Origin of the sequence: Lacrimispora sp. (assembly GCF_031982545.1) — a bacterium.
In the GTDB taxonomy this organism is placed as follows: Bacteria; Bacillota; Clostridia; order Lachnospirales; family Lachnospiraceae; genus Lacrimispora.
The window spans coordinates 238,418-256,066 of the sequence record NZ_DALYXB010000008.1; the positions used below are offsets into that span (position 1 = coordinate 238,418).

Below are 17,649 nucleotides of genomic sequence, written 5' to 3' on the forward strand. Positions count from 1 at the left end.
TCACCAGCAGTAATGAAATGTCCGGAAATGCCCCCATGCCCAATGCCAATGAAATGTCCGTCACAGGGAGTCTCACCAGCAGTAATGAAATGTCCGGAAATGCCCCCATGCCCAATGCCGATGAAATGTCCGTCACAGGGAGTTTCTCCAGCAGTAACGAAATGTCCGGAAATGCCCCCATGCCCAATGCCAATGAAATGTCCACCTCAGGGAGTTTCTCCAGCAGTAACGAAATGTCCTGAGATGCCTCCGTGCCGCATGAGATGTCCGGAAATGCCTCCCAAACCAGCAAAATGTCCGTCACAGGGAGTCTCTCCAGCAGTAACGAAATGTCCTGAGATGCCTCCGTGCCGCATGAGATGTCCGGAAATGCCTCCCAAACCAGCAAAATGTCCGTCACAGGGAGTCTCTCCGGCAGTAACGAAATGTCCGGAAATGCCCCCGTGCCCAATGATGTACCCGGATATGCCTCCATGCCGCATGAGACCCAATATGCCACCAATGGGAGTAGCTCCTGGTGTGTGTACTGGTGCCAAGCCAGCTGATTGTTCCGGTGCGGAATGTATTGACCGGTATCCAGTAGGTATGGCCTATGTTCCGTGGCAGAGATGGCAGGAACTTTATTCTGTAGATACTGCAATTGAAATGGGAACGATTTTCCCAGATTTATTTAAACCATTTTTGATGGGGGGGTGCAAGTAATGGGAAATAATTGTAATAATGTTGTTGATTGCGATATGCTATTAATGCAGATATTTAAAGCCAGTTTCGCAATGGACGATGTAGTCCTGTATCTTGATACCCACCCATGTGACCAAGATGCATTGAATTATTACTATTATGTAGTAAATATGCGTAATCAGGCTATGCAAACCTATGAGCAATATTGTGGTCCACTGATGGCAGATGGAGTTATGGACGAAAACTACTGGACCTGGGTAAATGATCCATGGCCATGGGAAGGAGTGTGCGGCTAATGTGGAGATATGAAAAGAGGTTGCAGTATCCTGTAAATATTAAAACGCCCAATCCTAAAATCGCTACCTTCATTATGAGCCAGTATGGCGGACCTTATTGTAACTGCATATAATAAATAAACTTCATTTCCCCTGACTTTTTATCATAAACAATTTTTTTCACCACACTGCGCAGCGCTTTCCCTTTCACTTCGCTGCTGACTGATGGATCTGTTACTATATCGCAGACACCTTTGATTTTATAGTTACATTCATCTTTCATTTGGGTGTGTTCATGACGTTCCCAGGCTTCTATGGATTTTATCCTGCTTTCCAGTTCTGATTCAACCTTCAAAAGGCGTTCTTTTCCGACACGGTATTCTTCCAGAGTGTCAATCCCATTTTCATATGCTGATTTTATTTTATTTTTCTTTGCACCAAGCTTTTCCAATGCGGATTCTAACCGCTGCTTTTCTAAAGATCGTCCTGAACCTGGTTGTTTGATGTAATTGTTGTGTTTCTCTGCATTTGCGGTGACCTGCCGTAAGGATTCAATAATGAGAGACTCCGCTTTTTTGTCAGAAATACAGCAGGATTCCTTATGAAGTCCTTTGGTATAGCGCCAGCATTGAAAATAGCCGGACTGATGACCCGTTTTTCCTCCTGAGTTATATCCCAGGCTGGCACCACAGTAACCGCAGACCAAAAGTCCGCTGGCCCAATGTCTGCATGAGGAAACTTCCCTTCTGTTCCGAGGCCTGTATTCCTGTTTCAGCCGCTGCTGGTTAGCTTGAAAGACAGAGGTGACCTCTTTTCTTGTTTCGTGAGAGCCTTGAAAAGAGATGTTATTCCACGTAACTGTGCCTTCATAGAATCTGTTTTTTAATATCCGCTCTACCGATCTTCTGTCAAACGGATTACCCCGTTTGGTACAATATCCCTGGTTATTGGCATCTCTTGCAATAGATGTGAGATCCATTCCGTTAAAAAAGGACTGATGTATCAATACTACGGCCTCATATTCCTTTTCTTCTATAACAAAAGGCTTTCCCTCCCCTACCGCACGGTATCCCAGGCAGGGAGCGGCCTGATACCCATTTCTCAGCGCTTTTTCCGTCATTCCCCGTGTAACCTCACCAGATAAGTTGATGGAATAATATTCATCAAACCATTCAATAATGCTTTCGATCAGCCTCCCAAACATGCCTTCCATAATTGGTTCAGAAACACTTTTTATTGAAATGCCGCATTTTTTTCGAAGTACACTTTTATAAAACATGCTTTCTTCCTGGTTACGTGCAAAGCGGGAGAATTTCCACAAATACAGATATTGAAAAGGGGCGGGATGGGATTTTGCGATGGAGATCATCCGCTGAAATTCTTTCCGGTTATCAGCTCTGCGCCCGCTTACCCCCTTTTCTTCTATAAAAATGTATTCATCCGGAATCAGCACACCGTCGGCATTGGCTGAATTTTTAATCTCACGAAGCTGTGCAGCTGGAGAGAGTTCGGTCTGATCGTTTGTACTTACCCGTACATAAGCCGCCCCAATCGGTTTTGTCTCATTTTTAATCAATGAGTTCCCTTCTTTCCGATAATTAAAAGAGAAGATACCTGGAAACAGGTACAATCTGTGTCACATACATTTTACAGGAAGGGGTATAAAATTATGAGTAAAACAATCAAGATTGTAAATTACATAGAGATTACTGGGGAAATGGTTTTGTTTGAGACCCTTACTGAGGAGGAAAAAAAGGAGGCCGCTGAAAAGATCCTGGATCTGATAATGAGGCAGGCAGGCTATTTTAAGACAGAAAACAAAAAAAATGCCGGCCATCTCTTATCGTGATGACCGGACTATTTTCTATGACTGTGATGTGGTTTGGGAACCTGTATCATCCGTGCAGTTTTTAAAGGGAAAGAAAAATTCAGGAATTCCGGAGGCATATGGAGCAATATCATATTGCTGATAGTAGATAACAACGCCGCAGGGCTTTAAGTAAAATGCGTTCATATCAAAATTACCCCGGATCAGATTTGCATAATCATCAAAGTAGGTGCCCGGATTTTCTTTCTGGCGAATAACAATCTCGTTTTCAATTACATTAAAAATATCATTTACATCTTTTACGTCTAGAAAAAGGTCGGTTATATGCATTTGCTCCCCTGTTTTGAAGTTCCAGGTCTGGGACTGCCTCACCGTATTTCCGTGAGCCCCGCCCAAATAAGAATATTGGTCGGTATAGAGGCTGGTAAAGCAACCCTCATTATATGTGATCACATAGTTGGAAAGGAATTCATAGCTGTGAAAGGGAAACTCATTGTCTTTTGCATACATGGCATCTTCCACAGCCTGAGGGTATAAAACCTCGCGGCAGTATTTTTCCGACTGCTGGGACTGAGTCTCATAGAACTGGTTAATGGTGTTGGCCGCGGCAGTGCTGCAGGTTGATGTAAAATAAGGATAATTGATGGTATAAGTAAAGACAGGAACGTCGTTATGCTTCATTACATCCGTCTTTGTCTTTTTTGTGATTGTCTGCATGAGAACCTCAGGAAAGAAAGTTTTTTATATTATATGAATGCTCAGCAGGTTTATTGCGGAAAAATGAGAAACAGGCTGAATCCGAGATCGAATATGTATAATCGGGACCTTTTTTACCATACTATCTTTGAGGTGAACAAACATGAAAAATAAAGATAAGGATAACTACAGTTCCAGTGCAAAGGATGAGAACAAAAAGCCAGAAACATTCCAGAATCACTGGGAGACTGGTAAATTCTTAGGTCCCAATACGTTGAGACATGAAGAAAGCATTAAAGTGTATGAAAAAAAGGAAGAGGAGTGATAAAACACTTCTCTTTCTTTTTTAGGGAGTGGTTAGTAATTATATGTTTTTGAAATTTGGCGGACCTGATGGAGAGATGGGCGCTTCCATGCGTTATCTTTCCCAGCGTTATGCTATGCCTTATAAAGAGGGGAAAGCAATTTTGACAGATATTGGAACGGAAGAACTGGCCCATCTTGAAATTGTAGCAACCATTGTTCATCAGCTAACCAGAAACCTAACCCCGGAACAGGTAGTAGAATCCGGATTTGGTCCATATTATATTGACCATACCACTGGAATCTGGCCTCAGGCAGCGGGCGGAGTTCCATTTAATGCATGTGAATTCCAGTCCAAAGGCGACCCAATCACTGACTTGGTAGAAGATATGGCAGCAGAACAAAAAGCAAGGAGTACTTACGACAACATTTTGCGTGTTATTACTGATCCAGATATATGTGATCCGATCCGGTTTTTAAGGGAACGTGAAATTGTCCATTTCCAGAGATTTGGTGAAGCACTTAGAATCACCCAGGATAATCTGGACAGCAAGAACTTTTATGCATTTAATCCCAGCTTTGATGTTAAAACAAAATGTAAATAGGGGTAATGATTACCCAGACATAATGAAAGAGAGCGCCGATTCACTTTTCGTGGGTCGGCGCTCTCTTTCTATAATTCTACAAATTGGTAGCAGCCATTGTTCTTGATGGATCTGTAAAGAGATTGTGAAAGGAATTATTACATTGAAAAATTAATGTTGATAGTTGGTAGGCTTTTAGTTATTATAAAATTATTAAAATGATGATAGGAGAGTAGACATGTCCAAAATTAAAATAACAATAATGGAAAGTAAATGTCGTGGTGGATATCATAAAGCAGGTGAAAGTTATTATGTTAAAGATTTGTGCCCACCAATATGCCATGAACTATGGAATAGTGCATATCCTATGATATATGCACTACAAAATGGCGCTATATTAGATTATGGCGAAGGTAAAGACACTCAGTTTGATATTAAATGTCCAGATGGAGGGCGGGTAATATTACACGGAGAATTGGTTGAAAATTAATATAATAAAGATATTTTATATTACTAACTATCAGTATTAAGCTGGTAGTTTTTTATTACCAGAAACGAGATATACATTGAGAAAATTGTCAAGAGACTGCAGAGGAGGCAGAGCCAGCGTAAACAGTCGAATTCTGACCGAGGCGGATGCAGTTATAAAGCACCGCTTGTTATAAGTACTAGTGCGCAGATGCCAGCTTCCCCCCCGCTAGTAATAAATCGAGAACATCCGGAACCTGAGAATTACCATTTGTATGAACCCTGTACGTTTCGGTGAGACACTTAGAGTCATCCAGGAGAATCTGGACAGGAAAAACTTTTATGCATTTAATCCCAGTTTTTTTGTTTGAACAAAATGTAAATAGGGGTAATGATTACCCAGAGACAATGAAAGAGAGCGCCAATTCACTTTTCGTGGGTCTGGGATTTAGGTATTAAACGCTATTAATTTTACCTTGCTTAAACCATTTCTTCAACTTTTTATATTCAGCGTTACTGATGTTATAGATCTTCCACGCATCACCATCAGCAGTAAAAAGCTTACCATCATAGCCGCAAGAATGATAGGTATGGTATTTAAATTTTCCTATATTAATTATAAAATCAATGTGAAAAGCATAGGCTCGACTGGGAATTATAAACCATTCATTGGTGATATAACAATTGTCCGTCCTGTGTATGGAAACATTGCCTAAAATGTCGTCAAACTGTATGTCAAGATATAATTCTTCACGATGTAACCAATTTAGACATCGTAATTGTATAATAATTAATATAACACCTACAAATACGATTATAACAAAGGGCATTAAGAGAATCATTAGAAAACTTGAATCAAAAATAAAAGAAAGAGAATCATGAAGTAATAATTTTGCTATTATAATAATGATAACCATAGAATAAACAATAGCTATCATTGCAAGAGATGTCGTTAACATTATATCTTTTTTCCATAACAATAAATTACGTTTGGTTAGATTTAGTTTTTTAGTGTTTGTATTTTTCATATTAATTGTTAACTCCCATTCAATTATATTGTATATTATACAAACTATTATAATAATTGAAAAGTACATAATATAAGATAATAAAATTTATTAGCCCAGACATTAATTATTTGAATTTTAATGGATAAAATTGACAATATATATAATAATGATATAATTAAACAAATTTACTCATAGGGAGATATGAAAGATGAAAAAGAAAAGAGTTTTATTGTTTATGCTTATTTTTGTATTAGGAATTCCGTTAACTTCATTCGGCAAAATTGAACAGGGACATAGAAAATGGGGTTCCAATACACTTCAAAAAGACGGTTCTTATAAATTATTTGGCTCTTACATTAAAGAAGATGGTAACATGGCTAGAAACGAGTGGATAGAAAGCATTTCTGAGGGAGGTGTGGGTGTATCTATCTTTGAATATTACGGGGAAGATGGAAATATTTTGTCTAATACTACAACGCCAGATGGATATTTAGTAAACTATGAAGGCCGATGGTATAAGAATTGCCCAAAGGCTACCATTAATGTAGCTCAGGAAGGCCGTATAGAACAATACGGTTCTGTTTTTTTCCCGTTCTCATATGATGGAGAAATTGTTCGCAATGATTATTTAGGTATCAATTTAAATTACGGAGATAAGGAATACCAGGATGGATTTGAACTGGATATGGATAATTATACATGTGCTGGCTCATACACTGCATTCAGCATTATCTCTCCGGCTAAAGTTGCTGCTAAATTAAGTACTTTCCCATTTGATAAAAGTAGTGATGAAGCGATTAGTGCTTGGGTTGACGATAAAGATAATGCAAATACTACCCGTAGAAATGTTATACGTAAGGAAATTTTAGTAGGTGGAAAACTTCTTAAAGGATATCAAATAATTAGTCCATATCAAAATGATCAACGAATTTTTTACACCACTCGCTTATATAGTTCCATACCAGGAGGTGCCAGTTGGGGGATAGAAATATCATTTCATAATCCGGAAGAAGAAGAACAGCTTTTAAATTGGTTGAATGCTCACATGACAGTAAGTAAATAGAAATAGCATATATTCTTAAAACTCTGCTTGAGTCTAATTACATTACCGATACCTATGTGATTGATAAATACAACTAAAATATTAATCTGCACATAGATCGTTTGTTCAGACACAAACTGCCCAGAAGAAAGGAAAGAGCCGGTAAGTTCAAAGAAACCCACCGGCTTTATATAAATATAAAGGATATTACCTGTAACAATTATTACTATACTCTTTGGTTATGTAGAAAAGTTGTGGAATATGTGAAGATTTTGTGAGGAAAAAGTGGAATGGAATTTATTGATAATTTGTAAATACGATGGTATTCTATTTGTAGAGACGATTCGATTAGGAATAAGATTACCTGTCAATTGTATTATATCGGAGGAAGTGTAAATGAAGAAAAACGTTGTTTTCGCATTGCTTGTCATTTCGTCAATAATGGCTCTTATATTACCCAAGCCTATAAATGCAGTAATTCCACTGCTTATTTTAATTCCACTTATCATATATCTTATTGTTAATATAGTCAAATATGGTAAAAAGTGGTAAAATATTTCGTTAATAATAATTAGCATATCTAGAGGATGAAAAACTATCAGGATGAGACTGGTAGTTTTTTATTGTCAAAAAGAGGAGAATTATTAAAGCAAAGTAATACTGCCTGGTTCATTCGTACGATTATTTTTTTTTTGGATGATCAAATATTATCCATAGATCCACAAAAAAGCCAATTACATCTACAACCAGATCAATCAAGCTATACATTTTAATCCTCCTTTTATTTAAGTATATAACAGTTTATTTAAAAATCATAGTGGGTTCTGTATTAAGATTATTTTGCCAATTCCGTAATTGACAGATTGCAGCTATCAGAAATCGTAATATTGAAAGTCTTATGATTATCATGTAATATTAAATGGAAAAGAATCTGAATGGAGGTAAATCTATGTATGAGAGACTGCTTGACAAATCAATTCGCCCCAACATAACTAATATGATTGAATGGTGTGGCGAGAGTGGTACGCTGTTTACTGAACTGAAACAGTTTATGACAGAGGTGAAAAATGCTCAGAATGAGATACGCTTTCCTTATGGAAACGGCTATGGCTGGTGTGTTACCTACCGTAAAAATCAAAAGCTGCTTTGTGATGTTTTTCCCGAATGCGGTGCTCTTAATGTTATGCTAAGGTTATCCGATGATTCATTTCAAAAAGCATATTCTTCCCTTACGCAGTATACACAGGAACAAATAGACGCCAGATATCCCTGTGGTAACGGTGGCTGGATTCATGATCGAATAACAAACAAAAAGCATCTGGACGATATAATGAAATTGCTGGCATTAAAATAAAAGTGACCGATTAGACTGACCTGAAATAGAATAATAAATGTCGTATATATTTGACAATAAGTATTTCATATGTTAATATAATCATGTGGAGGTGATTGCAGTGGGTCGAAATATACCAATAAAAGTTGCCCGTGCCCAACTGGATCTGACACAAAAGGAGCTGGCTGAGAAAGTGGGAATTTCACGGCAGACCATGAATGCCATAGAACAGGGTGAATACAATCCAACGATAAAATTATGCCGGGCTATTTGCCGGATATTAGGAAAAAGTCTTGATGATTTATTCTGGGAGGATGATAATAATGAATAGAAAAAAGAATAATCTGGATGAAATGCAGGAGCAAAAGTTATTAAAGATCGAACACTATGGTTTCTGGATTGTATATTGGGGATTGTTAGCCGCGATTCTGTTACAGGTAACCTTGTCTACCGATGCGAATAATTTATTCCGTAATATCGCAGGTGAATGGCTGGTATTTATGCTTGTTTCCATATACCTACTTATTGCATGCCTGATCAATGGTATATGGGACAGGAGATTGAAACCAAATTTTAAAACAAACGTCATACTAAGTCTGCTGTCTGGAGTATTGTGCGGAATTCTTTTCTTTGCAACATCTTACTATAAATATGGTAAACTAGCTGGCGCAGTTGCCACAGGAGGATTTATATTCGCACAAATCTTTATATTAACCCTTGGCGCATTAACGCTTTCTGTATTTATTTATAAAAAAAGGGTACAAAAACTTGAAGCAGAGAGTGAATCCGCTTCGAATAAAAAATGATGAAGTAAAAACAGGACGTTGGTTTACTTTTTGTGAATCCGCGTCCTAATTATGTTTCATCTTGATAAAATAATCTTTCAACTTAATTGCATATTCTAAACGCTCTTCTGGTTTGGTATTTTCTCTATCTGACTGATACAAATTATCATTTTTATATCTAGGGAAGACATGGAGATGATAATGCCATACATCTTGATTACCACATGGTTCATTATGCTGTCTGGAAGATACTCCGTCACATCTGTAAGTTCCTTTTAATGCTATTGCGATTTCTTTTTCTAAATCATGTATCCGGTAAGAGATATCAGATGGTAAATCGTATATGTTTTCAATATGTTTATTAGGAATTATAATAACGTGATCCTTATTATTTTTCCACCAGCAAGATGATATAAATGCAGTAACATAATCATCCTGAAATATAATATCGTTCTGTTTTGTATTTATATCTTCTTTTTCAATTCCCTTAGCAATTAGGCAAAAAGGGCAGACATAACCTGAAGGTGCATGATTGTACATTTTTTTCTCCTTTAATATATATAAATTCACTCACATTTATTAATAATTATAGATAACGATTTAAAAAATATCAATTAATATAATCGGTAAAAATTTATTTTTATTATAATTATACGAATGTCTTTTAATTTAATAGAATATGAGATAGAATATAGGTAAAAAATGGGAGATAAAAATGAAAAACAAGAAAAAAGTTTTAATTATTGGAAGTTGTATTATTTTTATTTTAATTGTGTTTTTATTAGTAATTAATTTGGGACCTAAAATGAACTATGAAAAAAAGACCAGAAAATATGCAAATATGTGGTTTGAAATTTCTGTGGACAAAGAGGAAGAACCAGGCAGTTTAAAGTATTTATATACTATACATAATAAAGATAAGAATTTAACTGAGGTAATTTATTATACAAAATTAGGGAATTCGATATTAAGAGATTCAGATTGGCTTCAGTTAATTATTCCTATATCGGAAGATGCAAAAGTAATAGGTGAACCACAGTTTATCTATAATCCCGATTATATGTATGAAGAATATATGGCAAGACCAGATAAAGTCACTGTTATAGAAGATGAGCGGGGAACTTGGGAAAGAGTTGACAGAATTAAAGGTCAGGGATTTATTAACGCTTTCGCTGTTTTAGCACTATTAATGACAGCGGGAGGTCTTCTGTTTTATAATAAAGATGATATTAAGAAAATTTTATCGAGTTCCAATAAAGAAAATATAGTTAGTTCTAATCTTAATGACAAAACTTTAAAAAGTGTAGGAAGTGAAAATGTAAACTTAAATAAGATAAAGGAACTGTCTCTTATGAAAGAAGGCGGTTTAATAACGGAAGAGGAGTTTGAGACCAAAAAAAGGGATATTATAGATAAAATGTAATATAAAACGGAGAGGCGGACCACCCCGCCTCTTATCTGTTATACTTAAAATTACATCCTGTAAATTGGAGGAAGCCGACAAGATGGGGGATCCTGTCGGCTGTATGAAAAAAAGTTTTATTTCAAAGGTGTTTGACCTCTTTACAGTTATTAATATAGCGGAAAAATGTGACAGGAAATTGATAGGTTTGTGAAGAGTGTGTGAAAAGAAATATCATGGTAGCAGAAAATAGTAATTAAAATGAGGTGAGAATCTGTGAAGGTGGGAGAAGTATGTTTGTTTACAAAAGATGTTGTTCGATTATCAAATTTCTATAAATCCATATTTGATATTGATAATGGTAGTGATGATAATATTCATCAGTTTATCATCTCCGAGGAAACAACCTTGAGTGTTTATAATGATGGTATGGAGCGAGAGAGGAATGCTCAAAACATATGTATAGCATTTACGGTAGATGATGTGGATTTTCAGTATGAAAAATTAACAACCCTTGGTGTTAAGATCCTGGAACCGCCGGCAATAAGACCGTGGGGAGCAAAGAATATGAGCTTTCTGGATCCTGATGATAACTTAATTGTATTTAGAAGTTTCCCTAAAGAATAATAGTATGGAGTTGTTGGCCAGTTACTCAACTGTTCCCCTAAAAATGGGAGGAGCCGACAAGATGGGGGTATCCTGTCGGCTGTATGAAAAAAAGTTTTATTTAAAAGGTTATTGGCCTCTTTACATTTACTAATATACTGTGAAAATGTGACCGGAATTTGATGGATTTGTGAAGAGTTTGTGAAACTGGCTGAGCTGGAGGTCTGGGTTAAACAAACAGACTACCAAAGAAACGAGGATTTAACATGCGTGAATATTTTATTAAAACAGTAAGAATTGGATTCTCAAAATGGAATAATGCCGATATAAATTTGGCATCCCAGCTATGGGAAGAAGAGGAAGTTACCCGGTTTATCTGTTCCATTGGTAAGTTTACACAGGAAGAGATTGCAAACCGTCTGAATACGGAAATTCGTAATCATGAATTGTATCATATACAATACTGGCCCATTTTTGAACTGTCAACAGATGAACTCATTGGATGTTGCGGGATCCGTCCTTATAAATCCGAAAAGTATTCATACGAGCTGGGTTTTCATTTGCGGAAAAAATACTGGGGACAGGGGTACGCCGCAGAGGCAGCGAAAGCCGTTATTGATTACAGCTTTCACATGTTAAATGCTAAAAAACTATATGCAGGCCATCATCCTGAAAACAAGGCATCAGAAAAGCTGCTGATGAAATTGGGATTTCAATCCATTGGCAAAGAATTTTATACACCAACAGGGCTATATCACCCGTTATATGAGATGGTAAACCGTTAATATTACGGAAAAAAATCACAGCCCATGTACAAAAAAAATGAAGTTGTTTATGGTGACAAACTCAATGTTTTCGATACATAAACCGGCTCTTTTGTATCAAAATTCTTTCTTTTTCAACAAAAGTTTCTTTTATTCGATTGACGGAGACTCCTGATACTAGTAAAATAAAGACAAATATGAATGAGGATGGGGCATTATTTATGGATAACAGAAATAGCATTTTGACAGATACACTCCCGGATCAGGCTATTTTCGCTCTGGATATTGGAACCAGAAGCATCATTGGCATGGTAGGAATGCCGGATGGGGACAGAATACATATCGTTGCCATAGAGAGAGCCGAGCACACCAAGCGGGCGATGATTGACGGACAGATCGAAGATATTGATCAGGTTGCAAAAATTGCCGGTCAGGTGAAAGAAAGACTGGAAAAAAAGCTGGGCTGCAGGCTGTTAAAGGTTTGTGTGGCAGCTGCGGGAAGAGCACTGAGGACAGAAAGTGTGACCTATGAGATGGAGCTTGCCAGAGCTCAGAAGATTGATGCAGAATCCGTCAGCAGACTGGAAGCGGGAGCCATCAGTGAAGCGGAGAAGCAGTTTATGAACCGGGAGGGAAGGGATACTGACCGTCAGTTTTATCTGGTTGGTTATACCGTCAGCAGATATTTCCTGGATAATTATATGATCTCCAACTTAATTGATCATCATGGACGGGTTTTAAAGGCAGATATCATTGCCACATTTCTTCCCACCGAGGTTGTGGAAAGCTTATACTCTGCCATGCATAAAATCGGTCTTGAGGTGGCGAGCCTTACTTTGGAGCCGATTGCTGCCATCAATGCGGCCATTCCACAGAATATCCGCCTTCTTAACCTCGCTATGGTGGATATCGGTGCGGGTACCTCTGATATCGCTGTCTGCCGGGATGGTAGTGTGACCGGTTATACCATGGCCATACTGGCAGGAGATGAGATAACGGAAACCATTATGAAGGAATACTTAGTTGATTTTGGTACTGCGGAAAAAATTAAATCCCAGATTGATGAAACAGAAGAACTTAACTTTACAGATATCCTTGGTTTTGAGCAGACAATCACCAGGGAAGCCATTTTTTCCAGCATCAAAGAGGCATCTTCCAGACTTTGTCAGGAGATCTCAGACAAAATACTGGAGGTGAATGGCGGTATGCCGTCAGCAGTCTTTCTGGCAGGAGGCGGCAGCAGGCTGTCCGGACTGAAAGAGGGAATTGTAGAACATTTAAAAATTGATTCCAAGCGTGTTGCCATTGCAGGAAATAATTTTAAGATTAATGCTTATTCCGATGAATATGATCTGGAGAATCCGGAATATGCTACTCCTCTTGGAATCGTTATTTCAGCTGGATTTAATATTGTCAATGATGGTTTTCGTGTTATTTTAAACGAACGCCCTGCAAAACTTTTCCGGGGAGGAACCTTTACCGTTATGGACGTTTTAATGATGAACGGATATAACTATCAGGATATGATCGGGCGTTCCGGTCAGAATCTGGTTGTAAGTGTAAATGGCAAACGGACTGTTTTTTATGGTGAGAAGGCGGAGCCGTCTGTCCTCACATTAAACGGAGAGGAAGCACAGCTTTCTGATCAGGTAAGCGCAGAAGACTGGATCGTATTTGTGCCTGCCAGTCACGGTAAGAGCGCTTCTGCCATGCTTTCGGATATTGAGAAGCCAGGAGCAGGAAAAAAGATTTTGGTGAATGGAATAGAGGCAAAAGAAGATCTCCCCTTAAAATCCGGAGACAGCATTGTAATAGAAATAGTCCTGGAAAAAGAAATTCTTCCAGAGGAAGACTGGTATGATGAAGCAGAGGAAGAACAAGTCCCGTATCAGGAACCGGTTTCTGCTCCTCAGAATATTCCGGGGATTTTGACTCCTCCGGCACAGATGACGTCTACAGGTATACAGATTGATAAAGAGCAACGATTAAAGCTGGATGGGCATACGGCTGCATCTGCTTCTTCCGATGCAGTGTTTCATAAAAGCAATGGAAAGATCACATTTTTCTTAAATGACAAACCTATGACTTTTCCTGTTAAACCGGATCAGCGTCCTTATTATCTTATGGACATGCTGGAATATTCCGGACTCGATTTTAAAAATCTTACCGGAAAAGTAGTCTTGGAGGTCAACGGGGAAAGCAGTTATTTTCAGCAGGAATTAAAAAGCAGAGACCGTATCATGATCTATCAGGTAAATGAATAAAAGGGGTGCGTATGGGCGTGTTGAATGTAGTAAAAAGGGATGGAACAGTCACAGGATTTGAATTATCCAAGATCAAAGAAGCAGTTAAGAAAGCTTTTGAGGCAACGGGTAAGTATTATACGGACAGTATTGTTGAGCTTCTGGCACTAAGAGTCGCTTCTGATTTTCAAAATAAGATTCATACGGAGAGTATTCCGGTGGAAGATATTCAGGACAGTGTGGAAAAAGTTCTGGAAGAAACCGGTTATACGGAAGTGGCAAAGGCTTATATTCTCTATCGGAAACAGCGGGAAAAGATCAGAAACTTAGGAAGCACCACCCTGGACTACAAAGATGTGGTAGACCAGTATGTGAAAGTTGAAGACTGGCATGTGAAAGAAAATTCCACGGTGACCTATTCGGTTGGAGGTCTTATTCTTAACAACTCCGGGGCAGTTACCACAAATTACTGGCTGTCTGAAATTTATGACAGGGAGATCGCAGACGCTCATAATCATGGAGAGATTCATATCCATGATCTTTCCATGCTGACAGGATACAGCTGCGGCTGGTCTTTAAAGCAGCTTTTATTAGACGGACTGGGCGGAATCAGCGGAAAGATCACAGCTTCACCGGCAAAGCATCTGGCCACATTGTGCAATCAGATGGTAAATTTCCTTGGTATTATGCAGAATGAATGGGCTGCCTCCCAGTCATTTTCATCCTTTGATACCTATCTGGCGCCCTTTATAAAAGCAGATGGACTGACTTACGATAAAGTGAAAAAATGCATGGAGGCCTTTGTGTTTGGAGTAAATACCCCAAGCCGCTGGGGAACCCAGGCGCCATTTTCCCATATATCCCTTGATTTGACGGTACCAGAGGATATGAAATCCCAAATGGCCATTGTAGGCGGGAAATTTATGGATTTTACTTACGGAGACTGTCAGACAGAGATGGATATGGTGAACCGTGCCTTTTTAGAAACAATGCTGGAAGGAGATGCCGGAGGAATGGGATTTCAGTATCCGATTCCGGTATTTGGAATAACAAAGGAATTTGACTGGTCCGATTCGGAGAGAAACCGCTTGTTATTTACACTGGCATCTCATTACGGAACTCCTTACTTTTCCAATTACATCAATAGCGGTCTTACTCCAGGAGATGTACGGGCATTTACACCCAAAAGTATCCCTGATTTTACAAAGCTGCGCCATAAAGCCGGTGGTTTTTTCGGATATGGAGAACATACAGGTTCCATCGGTGTGGTAACTCTTAATCTGCCGAGAATCGCATATCTGGCCTCTGATGAAGCGGACTTTTATCAGCGCTTGGACTGTGTGGCAGATCTTGCCGCCAGATCTCTTGATATCAAGCGAAACTTAATAACCAGACTATTGAAAAACGGGCTTTACCCCTATACCGCCTGTTATCTGGAGAATTTCACCAATCATTTCGCATCCATCGGTATTGTGGGAATGGATGAAGCCGGAAAGAATGCAAACTGGCTGGGAACGGGAATGGAATCAGAAGATACTCAGGCATTTGCAGTCAATGTGATGGAGCATTTAAAGAAAAAACTGATTACTTATCAGCTACAGTATAATAGTCTGTATAGCCTTGAGGCAACTCCGGCTGAATCGGCGGCATACCGGCTGGCACTCATTGACAGAGAAGAATATCCCGGGATAAGATCTGCAGGTGATCATTCACCTGTACCCTATTATACCAACAGCACCAAGCTGGCGGCAGACTGGGGAGGCAGCCTTTCTCAGGCATTGATGATTCAGAATCGTGTTCAGCCTTTGTATACGGCAGGTACTGTATTTTCTGTCTACATGAAGAAGGAGGAATCGGATTATCGGACTGTCAGAGATGCCTTAAGGCGCATGACAAATCAGTATGAGATTCCCTACCTGACATTTACACCGGTATACTCTGTCTGTCAGAGCTGCGGCTATCTGCCGGGTGAGCAAAAGATCTGTCCCAAGTGCGGGAATGAGACGGATATTTACAGCAGAATAGCGGGATACTACCGACCTGTAAATGACTGGAATGAAGGAAAAGCTCAGGAGTTTAAAAATAGAGAAATGATGACTTTAGAGTGAAAAATTTCACCATTTTAACTCACATATGAAAGACTTGGGCATAAGATATATTACGAACTGATTAAACAGGAGTAAATGAAAATGAGTTGTAATAATTGGAATAACGGATGCAATTGCAACTGCAACTGCCCAAGCGGAAATAGCAATGCAAATAATTGTAATACCAAATGTAATGACAAATGCAGTGATGTCAGTGATGCAACAACTGGAAACGGAAACATGAACATGTGCTATCGTCAGGGATATGCATGCGGCTTTAAAGATGGTTATGAGACCGGATTCCGTGATGGATTCTGGAGCGCAAACGGCTGTGGAAGAACCTACAGCGGTTCTGTAATGGGATCTACGGATTCTGGATGTGGATGCAAATAATTCGGTGAACAAAAAGTTCCGGCTTTCATTTAGAATGCCGGAACTTTTTTGTTTTGGTCAAATACAGAATTTGGAAAATTTTAACTAAATAAAAATAGCCTACTTTGTCTAATATGTATATTGAAAAAAGATTAGTACTGTGTTAGCATAAATACAAGTCATAGAATTTGTATACAAACTTTAATATTTGAATACAAACTAATTTTCTAATGACGAAATAACTGACCAGAATAAAAGCAAAGGAGAATCACGAATATGGATAACTTTACAAAACAGTTTTCTCTTGAAGGAAAAGTTGCACTTGTAACAGGCGCTTCTTATGGTATTGGCTTTGCGATTGCTAAGTCTCTTGCAGAAGCTGGCGCTACCATTGTTTTTAATGATATTAAGCAGGAATTAGTAGACAAAGGAATTGCAGCATACAAAGAAGAGGGCATTACTGCTCACGGATATGTTTGTGATGTTACGAGCGAAGAGGCTGTAAATGCCATGGTTGCTCAGATAGAAAAAGAAGTAGGCGTAATCGATATCCTGTTTAATAACGCAGGTATTATCAAACGTATTCCTATGTGCGATATGACAGCAGAACAGTTCAGACAGGTAATTGATGTTGACTTAAATGCTCCGTTTATCGTAGCAAAAGCAGTTATTCCGTCAATGATTAAAAAAGGTCACGGAAAGATTATCAATATCTGTTCCATGATGTCTGAGCTTGGACGTGAGACTGTATCTGCTTATGCAGCTGCAAAGGGCGGACTGAAGATGCTGACAAAGAACATTGCTTCTGAGTACGGTGAATTCAACATTCAGTGTAACGGTATCGGACCTGGCTACATTGCAACACCACAGACTGCACCTTTACGTGAGGTACAGGCAGATGGTTCCAGACATCCGTTTGATCAGTTCATCATTGCTAAGACACCGGCAGGACGCTGGGGTGAGGCTGAGGATCTTTCCGGTCCTGCAGTATTTCTCTCTTCTGATGCTTCTAACTTTGTCAATGGACATATTCTTTACGTTGACGGCGGTATTTTAGCTTACATCGGTAAACAGCCACAGTAATTGCATGCCCTTACAGGGAAGTCCCCAGTGGGATAAACATGGCCATGATGCCCGCCCTTAACAGGCGGGAGTCATGGCATATTTTGT

General features: G+C 38.8%; 22 protein-coding genes and 1 pseudogene. 19 read left to right on the top strand and 4 right to left on the bottom strand.

What is annotated here, in order from left to right; genetic code table 11:
• The 4 genes and pseudogenes from ABS301_RS15315 to ABS301_RS15330 form a co-directional block, all read left to right on the top strand.
• The coding region (locus ABS301_RS15315; protein ID WP_349673047.1) for a hypothetical protein at positions 1-242 on the top strand (242 nt) is incomplete at its 5' end.
• A gap of 31 nt (positions 243-273) precedes the next feature.
• Positions 274-702 carry a spore coat associated protein CotJA gene (locus ABS301_RS15320; RefSeq protein WP_349673048.1) on the top strand — a complete coding sequence of 143 codons (429 nt, stop codon included), beginning with the start codon at positions 274-276 and terminating at the stop codon, positions 700-702.
• Positions 702-977, top strand: a complete 276-nt coding sequence (locus ABS301_RS15325) for a spore coat protein CotJB (RefSeq protein WP_349673049.1) — start codon at positions 702-704, stop codon at positions 975-977. Before ABS301_RS15320 ends, ABS301_RS15325 begins: the two co-directional genes overlap by 1 nt.
• Positions 977-1,072, top strand: a pseudogene (locus ABS301_RS15330) (manganese catalase family protein); the annotation flags it as partial. The gene ABS301_RS15325 and the pseudogene ABS301_RS15330, both read left to right, overlap by 1 nt.
• Here ABS301_RS15330 and ABS301_RS15335 read toward each other — a convergent pair.
• Positions 1,072-2,529: a recombinase family protein gene (locus tag ABS301_RS15335; RefSeq protein ID WP_502877970.1), complete on the bottom strand. Its 1,458-nt coding sequence runs from the start codon at positions 2,527-2,529 to the stop codon at positions 1,072-1,074. The pseudogene ABS301_RS15330 and the gene ABS301_RS15335 sit on opposite strands and share 1 nt — an antisense overlap.
• Before the next feature lie 96 nt (positions 2,530-2,625).
• Between ABS301_RS15335 and ABS301_RS15340 the strand changes: the two genes are divergently transcribed.
• A complete protein-coding gene (locus tag ABS301_RS15340; protein ID WP_349673051.1) occupies positions 2,626-2,805 on the top strand; it encodes a hypothetical protein in 180 nt (59 codons plus the stop codon).
• A gap of 15 nt (positions 2,806-2,820) precedes the next feature.
• Here the strand turns inward: ABS301_RS15340 and ABS301_RS15345 are convergent, their stop codons facing one another.
• Entirely contained in the window at positions 2,821-3,501 is a 681-nt protein-coding gene (locus ABS301_RS15345) for a DUF3298 and DUF4163 domain-containing protein (RefSeq protein ID WP_349673052.1), read from the bottom strand.
• 142 nt (positions 3,502-3,643) lie between these two features.
• On the opposite strand from ABS301_RS15345, the gene ABS301_RS15350 reads away from it, so the two are divergent.
• From ABS301_RS15350 to ABS301_RS15360, 3 genes are all read left to right on the top strand, one after another.
• On the top strand, positions 3,644-3,805 hold the full coding sequence (locus tag ABS301_RS15350; RefSeq protein WP_349673053.1) for a hypothetical protein: 162 nt from the start codon (positions 3,644-3,646) through the stop codon (positions 3,803-3,805).
• Positions 3,806-3,833: 28 nt separating this feature from the next.
• Complete coding sequence (locus ABS301_RS15355) at positions 3,834-4,388, top strand: manganese catalase family protein (RefSeq protein WP_349673054.1); 555 nt, start codon at positions 3,834-3,836, stop codon at positions 4,386-4,388.
• Positions 4,389-4,605: 217 nt separating this feature from the next.
• Entirely contained in the window at positions 4,606-4,857 is a 252-nt protein-coding gene (locus ABS301_RS15360; protein WP_349673055.1) for a TIGR04076 family protein, read from the top strand.
• 433 nt (positions 4,858-5,290) lie between these two features.
• On the opposite strand, the gene ABS301_RS15365 is transcribed toward ABS301_RS15360, so the two are convergent.
• Positions 5,291-5,863, bottom strand: coding sequence for a hypothetical protein (locus tag ABS301_RS15365; protein ID WP_349673056.1), 573 nt, complete (start codon positions 5,861-5,863; stop codon positions 5,291-5,293).
• A gap of 190 nt (positions 5,864-6,053) precedes the next feature.
• Between ABS301_RS15365 and ABS301_RS15370 the strand changes: the two genes are divergently transcribed.
• From ABS301_RS15370 to ABS301_RS15385, 4 genes are all read left to right on the top strand, one after another.
• Positions 6,054-6,908 carry a hypothetical protein gene (locus ABS301_RS15370; RefSeq protein ID WP_349673057.1) on the top strand — a complete coding sequence of 285 codons (855 nt, stop codon included), beginning with the start codon at positions 6,054-6,056 and terminating at the stop codon, positions 6,906-6,908.
• 928 nt (positions 6,909-7,836) lie between these two features.
• Complete coding sequence (locus ABS301_RS15375; RefSeq protein ID WP_349673058.1) at positions 7,837-8,241, top strand: DUF3788 domain-containing protein; 405 nt, start codon at positions 7,837-7,839, stop codon at positions 8,239-8,241.
• A 100-nt stretch (positions 8,242-8,341) separates the two neighbouring features.
• Positions 8,342-8,551, top strand: a complete 210-nt coding sequence (locus tag ABS301_RS15380; RefSeq protein ID WP_349673059.1) for a helix-turn-helix transcriptional regulator — start codon at positions 8,342-8,344, stop codon at positions 8,549-8,551.
• On the top strand, positions 8,544-9,026 hold the full coding sequence (locus tag ABS301_RS15385) for a DUF6773 family protein (protein WP_349673060.1): 483 nt from the start codon (positions 8,544-8,546) through the stop codon (positions 9,024-9,026). Before ABS301_RS15380 ends, ABS301_RS15385 begins: the two co-directional genes overlap by 8 nt.
• 45 nt (positions 9,027-9,071) lie before the next feature.
• On the opposite strand, the gene ABS301_RS15390 is transcribed toward ABS301_RS15385, so the two are convergent.
• Positions 9,072-9,545, bottom strand: coding sequence for an HIT family protein (locus ABS301_RS15390; protein ID WP_349673061.1), 474 nt, complete (start codon positions 9,543-9,545; stop codon positions 9,072-9,074).
• 175 nt (positions 9,546-9,720) lie between these two features.
• Here ABS301_RS15390 and ABS301_RS15395 point away from each other — a divergent pair, with 175 nt between their 5' ends.
• The 7 genes from ABS301_RS15395 to ABS301_RS15425 all read left to right on the top strand — a co-directional run bounded on the left by ABS301_RS15395 (position 9,721) and on the right by ABS301_RS15425 (position 17,562).
• Entirely contained in the window at positions 9,721-10,428 is a 708-nt protein-coding gene (locus tag ABS301_RS15395; RefSeq protein ID WP_349673062.1) for an SHOCT domain-containing protein, read from the top strand.
• Between the two features lie 261 nt (positions 10,429-10,689).
• Complete coding sequence (locus tag ABS301_RS15400) at positions 10,690-11,034, top strand: VOC family protein (protein WP_349673099.1); 345 nt, start codon at positions 10,690-10,692, stop codon at positions 11,032-11,034.
• A gap of 245 nt (positions 11,035-11,279) precedes the next feature.
• On the top strand, positions 11,280-11,798 hold the full coding sequence (locus ABS301_RS15405; protein WP_349673063.1) for a GNAT family N-acetyltransferase: 519 nt from the start codon (positions 11,280-11,282) through the stop codon (positions 11,796-11,798).
• 200 nt (positions 11,799-11,998) lie between these two features.
• Positions 11,999-14,041, top strand: coding sequence for a cell division protein FtsA (locus ABS301_RS15410; protein WP_349673064.1), 2,043 nt, complete (start codon positions 11,999-12,001; stop codon positions 14,039-14,041).
• A 17-nt stretch (positions 14,042-14,058) separates the two neighbouring features.
• Positions 14,059-16,128, top strand: coding sequence for a ribonucleoside triphosphate reductase (locus ABS301_RS15415; RefSeq protein WP_349673100.1), 2,070 nt, complete (start codon positions 14,059-14,061; stop codon positions 16,126-16,128).
• A gap of 81 nt (positions 16,129-16,209) precedes the next feature.
• Positions 16,210-16,500, top strand: coding sequence for a hypothetical protein (locus tag ABS301_RS15420; protein WP_349673065.1), 291 nt, complete (start codon positions 16,210-16,212; stop codon positions 16,498-16,500).
• A gap of 255 nt (positions 16,501-16,755) precedes the next feature.
• Complete coding sequence (locus ABS301_RS15425; protein WP_277408580.1) at positions 16,756-17,562, top strand: gluconate 5-dehydrogenase; 807 nt, start codon at positions 16,756-16,758, stop codon at positions 17,560-17,562.
• The last annotated feature ends 87 nt before the right edge of the window (positions 17,563-17,649 follow it).

What these genes read in the sequence shown, in the direction of transcription:
- ABS301_RS15420 (WP_349673065.1), top strand. Translation starts at nt 16,210, where the DNA reads ATGAGTTGTAATAATTGGAATAACGGATGCAATTGCAACTGCAACTGC.
- ABS301_RS15360 (WP_349673055.1), top strand. Translation starts at nt 4,606, where the DNA reads ATGTCCAAAATTAAAATAACAATAATGGAAAGTAAATGTCGTGGTGGA.
- ABS301_RS15405 (WP_349673063.1), top strand. Translation starts at nt 11,280, where the DNA reads ATGCGTGAATATTTTATTAAAACAGTAAGAATTGGATTCTCAAAATGG.
- ABS301_RS15390 (WP_349673061.1), bottom strand. Translation starts at nt 9,545, where the DNA reads ATGTACAATCATGCACCTTCAGGTTATGTCTGCCCTTTTTGCCTAATT.
- ABS301_RS15350 (WP_349673053.1), top strand. Translation starts at nt 3,644, where the DNA reads ATGAAAAATAAAGATAAGGATAACTACAGTTCCAGTGCAAAGGATGAG.
- ABS301_RS15345 (WP_349673052.1), bottom strand. Translation starts at nt 3,501, where the DNA reads ATGCAGACAATCACAAAAAAGACAAAGACGGATGTAATGAAGCATAAC.
- ABS301_RS15395 (WP_349673062.1), top strand. Translation starts at nt 9,721, where the DNA reads ATGAAAAACAAGAAAAAAGTTTTAATTATTGGAAGTTGTATTATTTTT.
- ABS301_RS15410 (WP_349673064.1), top strand. Translation starts at nt 11,999, where the DNA reads ATGGATAACAGAAATAGCATTTTGACAGATACACTCCCGGATCAGGCT.
- ABS301_RS15325 (WP_349673049.1), top strand. Translation starts at nt 702, where the DNA reads ATGGGAAATAATTGTAATAATGTTGTTGATTGCGATATGCTATTAATG.
- ABS301_RS15320 (WP_349673048.1), top strand. Translation starts at nt 274, where the DNA reads ATGCCTCCCAAACCAGCAAAATGTCCGTCACAGGGAGTCTCTCCAGCA.
- ABS301_RS15425 (WP_277408580.1), top strand. Translation starts at nt 16,756, where the DNA reads ATGGATAACTTTACAAAACAGTTTTCTCTTGAAGGAAAAGTTGCACTT.
- ABS301_RS15340 (WP_349673051.1), top strand. Translation starts at nt 2,626, where the DNA reads ATGAGTAAAACAATCAAGATTGTAAATTACATAGAGATTACTGGGGAA.
- ABS301_RS15365 (WP_349673056.1), bottom strand. Translation starts at nt 5,863, where the DNA reads ATGAAAAATACAAACACTAAAAAACTAAATCTAACCAAACGTAATTTA.
- ABS301_RS15370 (WP_349673057.1), top strand. Translation starts at nt 6,054, where the DNA reads ATGAAAAAGAAAAGAGTTTTATTGTTTATGCTTATTTTTGTATTAGGA.
- ABS301_RS15375 (WP_349673058.1), top strand. Translation starts at nt 7,837, where the DNA reads ATGTATGAGAGACTGCTTGACAAATCAATTCGCCCCAACATAACTAAT.
- ABS301_RS15385 (WP_349673060.1), top strand. Translation starts at nt 8,544, where the DNA reads ATGAATAGAAAAAAGAATAATCTGGATGAAATGCAGGAGCAAAAGTTA.